Origin of the sequence: Williamsia sp. DF01-3 (assembly GCF_023051145.1) — a bacterium.
In the GTDB taxonomy this organism is placed as follows: domain Bacteria; phylum Actinomycetota; class Actinomycetes; order Mycobacteriales; family Mycobacteriaceae; genus Williamsia.
Map to the genome: position 1 here is coordinate 1 of NZ_JALKFS010000003.1, position 8,459 is coordinate 8,459.

Annotated in this window: 8 protein-coding genes and 1 pseudogene; 8 read left to right on the forward strand and 1 reads right to left on the reverse strand. The window is 63.0% G+C overall.

Annotated features, from left to right (window positions below; genetic code table 11):
* The 4 genes and pseudogenes from MVA47_RS01685 to MVA47_RS01700 all read left to right on the forward strand — a co-directional run.
* Nucleotides 1–694 (forward strand): hypothetical protein (locus MVA47_RS01685; RefSeq protein WP_308280457.1); only part of this gene is annotated, 694 nt, incomplete at its 5' end.
* A 131-nt stretch (nucleotides 695–825) separates the two neighbouring features.
* On the forward strand, nucleotides 826–1,140 hold the full coding sequence (locus tag MVA47_RS01690; protein ID WP_247206399.1) for a hypothetical protein: 315 nt from the start codon (nucleotides 826–828) through the stop codon (nucleotides 1,138–1,140).
* 90 nt (nucleotides 1,141–1,230) lie between these two features.
* The gene (locus tag MVA47_RS01695; RefSeq protein WP_247206400.1) at nucleotides 1,231–2,514 is read left to right on the forward strand and encodes an IS256 family transposase; all 1,284 of its coding nucleotides are present in this window, start codon (nucleotides 1,231–1,233) and stop codon (nucleotides 2,512–2,514) included.
* 545 nt (nucleotides 2,515–3,059) lie between these two features.
* Nucleotides 3,060–3,569: pseudogene (locus MVA47_RS01700) on the forward strand (transposase); the annotation flags it as partial.
* Nucleotides 3,570–3,768: 199 nt separating this feature from the next.
* Here MVA47_RS01700 and MVA47_RS01705 read toward each other — a convergent pair.
* Nucleotides 3,769–4,650 carry a helix-turn-helix transcriptional regulator gene (locus MVA47_RS01705; RefSeq protein WP_247206401.1) on the reverse strand — a complete coding sequence of 294 codons (882 nt, stop codon included), beginning with the start codon at nucleotides 4,648–4,650 and terminating at the stop codon, nucleotides 3,769–3,771.
* Nucleotides 4,651–4,783: 133 nt separating this feature from the next.
* Between MVA47_RS01705 and MVA47_RS01710 the strand changes: the two genes are divergently transcribed.
* The 4 genes from MVA47_RS01710 to MVA47_RS01725 all read left to right on the forward strand — a co-directional run bounded on the left by MVA47_RS01710 (nucleotide 4,784) and on the right by MVA47_RS01725 (nucleotide 8,100).
* Nucleotides 4,784–5,665, forward strand: a complete 882-nt coding sequence (locus tag MVA47_RS01710) for an aldo/keto reductase (protein WP_247206402.1) — start codon at nucleotides 4,784–4,786, stop codon at nucleotides 5,663–5,665.
* Between the two features lie 114 nt (nucleotides 5,666–5,779).
* Nucleotides 5,780–6,754: an aldo/keto reductase gene (locus MVA47_RS01715; RefSeq protein WP_247206403.1), complete on the forward strand. Its 975-nt coding sequence runs from the start codon at nucleotides 5,780–5,782 to the stop codon at nucleotides 6,752–6,754.
* 48 nt (nucleotides 6,755–6,802) lie between these two features.
* Nucleotides 6,803–7,531: an SDR family oxidoreductase gene (locus MVA47_RS01720; protein WP_247206404.1), complete on the forward strand. Its 729-nt coding sequence runs from the start codon at nucleotides 6,803–6,805 to the stop codon at nucleotides 7,529–7,531.
* 128 nt (nucleotides 7,532–7,659) lie between these two features.
* Nucleotides 7,660–8,100, forward strand: coding sequence for a hypothetical protein (locus MVA47_RS01725; RefSeq protein WP_247206405.1), 441 nt, complete (start codon nucleotides 7,660–7,662; stop codon nucleotides 8,098–8,100).
* Nucleotides 8,101–8,459: the final 359 nt, after the last annotated feature.

Sequence of the window (8,459 nt, forward strand, 5' to 3'; positions counted from 1 at the left end):
CACCGATTCCGAGGGAGACGCCGCCATGGTCACAGGGAAAGCACGAGCACAGGCCCAAGAAGCACGCCGCATCGCCAGCAGCCGCCCCGACCACATCAACACCCCGCTACCGCTCCGCACCAACGGCGTGGTCACCAACGTCGCGGTCACCGTCTGCGGCGAACAACGCGCCCGCGTCGACGTCATCGCGGCCGGGACCGGCGTCGCCACCGTCCAGGTCCAATTCCCCGGCGTCACCATGCAATTCCTGAGCTGCGAACAAGCCCAGCTCGTTCTAGGACTGTTCGCCACCGCACGCCAGGCACGCATGGGCATGGCCAAATCCATGATGCTCCCCGGCATCCTGCCCGGCGGATACCCCGAAATGCAGACCACCCTGCGCTGGACCCGAGGCCCACTCGGATCGGCATCCCGCGAACAGTTCACCCACCCCACCACCCAGAAAGTGTTCCCCTACGTCCGGCTGACCATGGCCCCGCTCACCCTGGCCCTGATGGACACCACCGCCATCGAAACCATGGTCGCCACCATGAAAAAAGCCCACAAACTCGCCATCGCAACGTTCGACGACGGCGAAGAGTTCTCCCGCAACTCCGAAGCACCCAGCTGGCGACCCCGAGCCCAACACCGGTTCAAAATCACCGGCACCGGATGGCTCACCAGCGGCCCCGTCCCACCCGCCGACCAGCACTAACACCGGTTATCCCCAGACCCGAACCTATCCACACAACCGGGTCTGGGGACCCACATATGCCGCGCGGCCCGAGGGGCCGCGCGGCATCCTTGTCACCACCACAACCACTCACCGACAAGGACACCTCACCAATGATCTGCTGGAGCATCACCGCACACACCAACACCCACCTCGACAACGGCATCCTCGACGCCGGCGCCGAAACCACCTACACCGACGCCCACCACGCCGCCGGCGACGCCGCACTCGCTGCGCTCGCCGACCTCGTCGACCAAGAACCCCACGCCATCCCATTCCTCAGCATCAGCATCGACGACAACCCACTCCTCCTCGCCTGCACCAGCAAAGACGAACACGGCAACGTCGACCACGCCGCACTCGCCGCCGCAGCCACCCACGTCCGAGACACCGGCACCGCCTACACACCAGAACCAACGCTCTACTAGCAGCCCGGCTGCGCGGTGAGACGGGACTGTTTCGTAATCGGTGTTTCGGCCCGACACGCTGGGTGAATGCCCGGCGGGGAAGGTGCCGTGATGACGACACTGGATGATGTGACCAAGAAGAAATCGACAGCACCGTCGGCCGAGGAGGCGGCGGCAGCGGAGCTGGTGCGTTTAGCGAAGGAGCAGGGCCTGTCGTTGACGGGTCCGGATGGGCTGCTCAAGCAGTTCACGAAAACGGTCCTCGAGACCGCGCTGAATGAGGAGATGACCGAGCATCTCGGGCACGGGAAGAACGAGGCGCAGCCGGATCGGACGACGACGAACATTCGCAATGGGACCCGGTCAAAGACGGTCCTGACCGAGACCACCGGCCACGTCCCGATCGAGGTCCCCCGGGATCGCGAGGGGACGTTCGAACCGCAGATCGTGAAGAAACGACAGAGGCGGCTCAATGGTGTTGATGAAGTGGTGTTGTCGTTGTACGCCAAGGGGTTAACGACCGGGGAGATCAGCGCTCACTTCGCTGAAATCTACGGTGCATCGGTCTCGAAGGAGACGATCTCGCGGATCACCGACAAGGTGATCGAGGAGATGCAGGACTGGTCGGCACGTCCGCTCGATGAGGTGTATGCGGCAGTCTTCATCGACGCCATTGTGGTCAAAGTCCGCGACGGTCAGGTGGCCAATCGGCCGATCTATGCAGCTATCGGGGTAAGCCTGGATGGGCGGCGTGACGTTCTCGGGTTGTGGGCCGGCACGGGAGGCGAGGGCGCCAAGTTTTGGATGTCGGTGCTCACCGACATCCGTAACCGCGGCACCAGGGACGTGTTTTTCTTGGTCTGTGATGGCCTCAAGGGTCTTCCGGAGGTGGTCGAGCATGTGTGGCCGGCCACCACGGTTCAGACCTGTGTCGTCCACTTGATCCGGAACACCTTTCGCCTCTCAGCCCGTCAGCACTGGGACGCCATCAAACGGGACCTCAAACCCATCTACACCGCGCCGAGTGAGCCGGCGGCACGAGCGGCGTTCGATGATCTGGCCGAGCACTGGGGCACGCGGTATCCGGCGATCATCCGGCTGTGGGACAACGCGTGGGAGGAGTTCATCCCGTTCCTCGACTACGACACCGAGATACGGCGAGTTATATGCTCTACCAACGCCATTGAATCCTTGAATGCTCGCTATCGGCGTGCGGTGAAAGCTCGCGGCCATTTCCCCAGCGAGCAAGCCGCGCTCAAATGCCTGTACCTGGTGACCCGTTCACTGGACCCGACCGGCAAAGGTCAGGCACGATGGATCACACGGTGGAAACCCGCTCTCAATGCCTTCGCGATCACGTTCGCGGACCGTTGGCCCGGATCAGAAACCTACTAATGAAAACGGCCGAAACACCGTTAACGGGATAGTCCCGGTGAGACAGATACGGCACCGCCCACAGCGGGAGGGACTATTCGGAAAATCGACCTCAGTCACCCCGCCGCTGTTAGCGATCTGCTGGTGACACATCGCAGTACTTAGTGAAGGGTGGAGAGATGGACCGTGTGGAGCGTTTCGTTGTGCAGGTATCCGAGTCGAACCGCCTACTGCACCAAGGAGGACTGGCCCGTTGGCGAATCAGTTTGATGCTCCTCGACAACACGGCTGAGTTGCTCCTGAAGCGCGAATGCGACAGCAGACTAGCTTGGAACAGTTACCGACCGAGTTCTCTCAAAAGGGTTGAGGAGGCGATCAACCGGGGCGAAACCGAGGAGGAGCCCTTCCCCTTCGATGATGAAGACGAGCCCCCACGCCTACTCGCGGACGTACGAGCCGAACTCCAACGCGAACTGGCCTCACCTGACGAGGTAGAGAGAATCGAACGCGAGTTCGGGCCGAAAGTTGCATATCTTCAACGCAATTTGTTCCTCACCCCGTCTCACGCTGCGGTGATCAAACGCAGCGCTCGGAGGCTCCTCGAACTGGACCGCGAGATCAAAGACGCCGACAAAACAATCGTTACCCGGTTCCGCAGCCATCGGTGGGCACGAAGCATCGAGTCGATTCCGGGAATTGGCCCCACCCTCGGTGCGGAGTTTGTCGTTGCCACCGGCGGCCGGTTGGAGGCGTTCGGTTCCAGCGGCCGGCTGGCTTCCTATGCCGGATTAGTGCCGATCCCTCAAGACTCGGGACGTGTGAGCGGCAACCTGCGGCGGCCGAGGCGCTATAACCGGCGGCTGCGGTGGGTGTTTTACCTGGCTGCGTTCGCCAGCCTGGCCGCCAAAGGCGAGTCGTGGGTGTTCTACCACCGAAAACGTGCTGAAGGGCGCAAACACAACCAGGCAATTACCTGTCTGGCGCGGCGACTTGTCGACGTCGCGTGGGCGTTGATCCGCGATGATCGCGAGTTCACGCCTGGGCGTGCCACATCGGCGGTACGAGCAGCAGCGTGAGTTATGCATTAGGGATCCCACGCTTGTGGCTGCGTCGCCCTTTCCCATCCGTGTGATGCCTTCGCTCGACATTGGAAACCTCACAAGGTACGGGCACACGAGTTGCTGACCGGGGATGAGAAGCGTCTGTAGCGGCCCGGCAGTATGGACTGCGACGACAACTTCTGTGCGCGCGCCGGTCATGGACCTCGGTGGCCTCTTAGTGGTCGACACCGTGGCGTTTGGTGGGCTGGTGTTGGTGGGCGGTCCAGCTACGCAGGAGGTTCAGGGCGTCCATGGAGGGTGTTGCGGGTTCGGGTAGGTAGGTGGTGAGGCTGAGGTCAGGTGTGGTGGTCAAAGCGAGTCTTTGGTAGGCGATGGTCATTTCCCCGACGATGGGGTGGTTGATGCGTTTGGTGCCGGCTGCGTGAATGCGTACGGTGTGTCCGCCCCACCAGGTGCGGAATTCTCCACTGCGAGTGGCGAGTTCGCCGATGAGAGCGGTGAGGTTGCGGTTGGTTGGGTCCTGTCCGGCGAGCAGGCGTAGCGAGGACACCACGCCGCGGGCGCTGGTCTCCCAGTCGGGGTAGAAGGTGCGGGACCGCTCGTCGAGAAACAGGTAGCGGGTGTGGTTCAACGGCGGCGCGTCGGCGGGAAAGAGGTCGGGGAACAGTGCTCGTCCGAGTTCGTTGGAGGCGATCGGGTCGCCCAGTTCGGTCATCGCGAGGGTCGGAACGTCGCGCATGGTGTCGATGAGTTGGGCGACCGGGGCGGGTACGCGGGGCTGGGGCTTGCTGCGGGGCGTGCGGCGTGGACCGCTGGCTGATCGGGCCAGGTCGAACAGGTGGGTTGTCTCGGCTTCGTCGAGCTGTAGCGCGCGTACTAGTGCGAACAGCACACTGTCGGAGACGCCGCTGAGGTCGCCGCGCTCCATCCGCGTGTAATAGGCGGTACTTACTCCGGCGAGCTGGGCAACTTCCTCGCGGCGTAAACCGGGGACCCGCCGTTCTCCCCCGAAGACCGTCAAGCCGGCCTGTTCCGGTGTGATCCGCCCGCGTAGCGCGGTCAGGAATTGTTGCACGTCCTCGCGCTTGCTGCTCATATGTCGACGCTAACCCTTCGATGTGCAGGCGTGGGAGTTACTGGCTTTCGCCCCCGCCGCTGCGTGCGCCGCGGCCCAGGGGGCTACTACCAGTGACTCTCACCTACCCCGCATCGCTGCCTAGCGTGGTGACATGACCGAAAACATCATCACCCTCAACAACGGAGTTCAGCTACCGGCAATCGGTTTGGGCGTGTTCCAAACCCCGCCGGAAGAGACCACGACCGCGGTGGCCGATGCCCTCGACCTCGGTTACCGCCACATCGACACCGCAGCCGCCTACGGCAACGAACGAGAAGTCGGCGACGGTATCCGCCGCTCGGGCCTGGACCGCGCTGAGGTGTTCATCGAAACGAAAATCTGGATCAGCGACTACGGCTACGACGCAACCCTGCACGGGTTCGCTAAAAGCGCCGGCAAGCTGGGCGTCGATCAGCTCGATCTGCTGATTCTGCATCAACCGCTGACCAGCCGTTTCGATCTCACCATCGAGGCATACCGGGCACTGGAACAGCTCCTCGCCGACGGCAAGGTCCGTGCCATCGGGGTCAGCAACTTCATGCCCGAGGTCCTTACGCGTCTGCTGGCGGAGACGACGGTGGTCCCGGCGGTCAACCAGATCGAGCTACACCCGTATTTCCAGCAGAAGCAGTTGCAGGCCCTGCACGATGAACACAACATTCTCACCCAGGCGTGGTCACCCATCGGTGGCATCACCTCCTACGCCGGCGGCGACAAACGCAGTTTCGATGACCCCACGCTGATCGACATCGGCGCACGACACGGCAAGACTCCTGCCCAGGTCATGTTGCGCTGGCACATCCAGGAAGGCCGTTCAGCGATCCCGAAGTCGACCAAACGCACTCGCATCGCCGAGAACTTTAATGTCTTCGACTTCCAGCTCAGCCCTGACGAACTCGCCGCAGTCGACGCACTTGACACCGACGTTCGCAGCGGACCCGAACCCGACTCGATCACCCTGGACAACTACGGAATGGCCATCCCCGAAGCCTGACCTTTCCTGGTGGCTGCACACCACCGATCCCCCGGCCTGGTCGGTCTGGCCACACCGCTTACCGGCAGTGTTCATCGATCGAGGCGAACCTCCACAGTATGAAAGGGCACCCTCATGCACTATGCACGACTGGGAAACTCAGGCCTGAAGGTCAGCCGGATTGCACTGGGCTGCATGAGCTTCGGCGATCCGGCGTCCGGGTTCCAACAGTGGACCCTGCCCCAGGACGACGCACTGCCCTACTTCAAACAGGCACTCGAACTCGGAATCAACTTCTGGGACACCGCCAACGTGTACTCGTTCGGTGACTCCGAACGCATTGTGGGCGAGGCGATACGCCGCTACACCACACGCGACGACATCGTCCTGGCCACCAAAGTGTTTATCAAGGTCGGCGACGGACCCGGGGAGAGCGGACTGTCTCGCAAAGCGATCATGCAGCAGATCGACGCCTCGCTGACCCGCCTGGGTACCGACTACGTCGACCTCTATCAGATCCACCGGTTCGACCCCGACACTTCGGTGGAAGAGACCATGGAAGCGCTCCACGATGTGATCAAAGCTGGCAAAGTCCGCTACATCGGCGCCTCAGCGATGTGGGCCTGGCAGTTCTCGAAACTGCAACACACCGCAGACCTGCATGGATGGACCCGTTTCATCTCGATGCAGGACCAGTATTCGCTGCTCTACCGCGAGGAAGAACGGGAAATGTTCGGCCTCTTAGAAGACCAGGGCGTCGGCAGCATCCCATACAGCCCACTGGCTAAAGGCCGCGTTGCCCGACCCGCTGGCCAGCAAACCACTCGGTCCACCGATGACCCGGTAGGCAACAGTTTCTTCGCCGACACCGATCGTGACCGACCAGTCATCGAGGCGGTGCAATCCATCGCCGAGGCACGAGGTGTTCCCATGGCGCAGGTTGCCATGGCGTGGGTGTTGCATAATCCCGTCGTCACCGCTCCCATCGTCGGAGCAACCAAAACCCATCACCTCGATGACGCTGCCGCCGCAGTCGATATCACCCTCACCCAGGACGAGACCGCGCAGCTTGAACGCCACTACCAGGTCCGTGCCGCGGGCGGCTTCTGACTGTCCTTACCCCACCCAACCCGTATTACCACTGCGAAGGACCACCCCATGACACACCCTCCAGCACCAGTTGCCGTCGTCACCGGAGCCTCGTCCGGGATCGGCGAAGCCACCGCCCGCGCACTCGTCACCGGCGGCTACCGAGTCGCACTCCTGGCCCGGCGGAGTGACCGCATCAATGCACTGGCCGATGAACTCGGCGACAACGCTATCGCGATCCCGGCAGACGTCACCGATCGAGCATCAATGGTCGCCGCCGCTGACGTGGTCCAGCACCAGTTCGGCGGGGCCAACGTCCTGGTCAACAATGCTGGCATCATGCTGCTCGGCCCCTTCTCTTCCGAGCAACGCGACGACTACCGCGCCATGGTCGAGGTCAACCTGATGGGTGCAATCACCACGACCGAAGTATTCCTCGACCAACTCCGAACCGGCGGCGGCGACATCATCAACATCTCCTCAGTTGCCGGACGCACCGCCCGCGCCGGTAACGGCGTCTACGCCGCCACCAAGTGGGGCCTGAACGGATGGTCCGAAGCCCTGCGTCAAGAACTACTTCCGAATGTCCGCGTCACCCTCATCGAGCCCGGCATCGTGGACACCGAGCTACCCACCCACATCACCCACCAAGAGACGAAAACCGCAGTCTCCCAGGCCTACGATGCCGCCACAGTCACCGCCTCAGACATCGCAGAGGTCATCACCTTCGTCCTCACCCGACCGCGGCACCTCGCCATCCACGAAGTCCTGCTACGCCCCGCTGACCAACAACTCTGACAGCATCGCCGGTCACAAACTCGTCGTCGAGATGTCATCCCGCCAGCAGGCGCAGACTCCAGTCCCCACAGCGCAGCTGCTGACACGACGCTCGGCAGCCTGGCCAACGACACGGAATGGGTGCCTCCATGCCTAAACGCACTCCGCGTCAATCACTGCGCACAGCCTCAGCGACCACGCTCACCGGGCTCGCGACGACTTTCGCTCTGCTCGGATGCACAGCGTCTGAGAACGATCGCACTCCACAGACGACCACGCGCCCAAGTGGCCAGCCCGTCGCCTACGCCGACGATGTCTACACCGCCACAGGTGAGTACGGCAGCCAGCCGTCCCACATCACGGTGACATTGACCCTGTCGGACAACGTGATCACCGCAGTCACAGTGACTCCCCACGCAACAAACCCCACCTCGCTCGACTATCAGCGACGGCTCGCCCAAGCCGTCCCGCGGCTCGTCACCGGCCGGCCGATCGCGGACCTGCACGTGGCCAAAACCGCCGGTTCTAGCGGAACCCCCGAAGGATTCAACGACGCGATCGCGCAGATCCGCGACCAAGCAATCCGTTAGAAGCAGCGCTGCCCTACGGGCTGTCGGGGCTCAAAGTCTTAATCCGGAACCGCTGACCTCGGTATCGAGCCCGCGCGGCAAACAGTTGCAGAGACTCACGCCGTCTGTTCCGCACGTCGGCGACCGGGGTGCCTCAGCGGCCAGCGCAACTTGACACCGCGATTGAGAGTCCTTCCGCGACTTAGCGCAGCTCCCGCACAGCTGGCCCCCAGCGGAGTCGCGGTGGAGCCACCCCCGACCGCAAAGGCCGGTCACCTGATCCAGGTGGCCGGCCTTTCTCATGCCCGCTGCGCGGTCACCTGATTTGAGCGCCTGCGGCGTACTGTGACCCGGCCTGGCGGCCGGGCTGGTCGTTTTGT

What these genes read in the sequence shown, in the direction of transcription:
- MVA47_RS01690 (WP_247206399.1), top strand. Translation starts at nt 826, where the DNA reads ATGATCTGCTGGAGCATCACCGCACACACCAACACCCACCTCGACAAC.
- MVA47_RS01705 (WP_247206401.1), bottom strand. Translation starts at nt 4,650, where the DNA reads ATGAGCAGCAAGCGCGAGGACGTGCAACAATTCCTGACCGCGCTACGC.
- MVA47_RS01695 (WP_247206400.1), top strand. Translation starts at nt 1,231, where the DNA reads ATGACGACACTGGATGATGTGACCAAGAAGAAATCGACAGCACCGTCG.
- MVA47_RS01710 (WP_247206402.1), top strand. Translation starts at nt 4,784, where the DNA reads ATGACCGAAAACATCATCACCCTCAACAACGGAGTTCAGCTACCGGCA.
- MVA47_RS01725 (WP_247206405.1), top strand. Translation starts at nt 7,660, where the DNA reads ATGCCTAAACGCACTCCGCGTCAATCACTGCGCACAGCCTCAGCGACC.
- MVA47_RS01715 (WP_247206403.1), top strand. Translation starts at nt 5,780, where the DNA reads ATGCACTATGCACGACTGGGAAACTCAGGCCTGAAGGTCAGCCGGATT.
- MVA47_RS01720 (WP_247206404.1), top strand. Translation starts at nt 6,803, where the DNA reads ATGACACACCCTCCAGCACCAGTTGCCGTCGTCACCGGAGCCTCGTCC.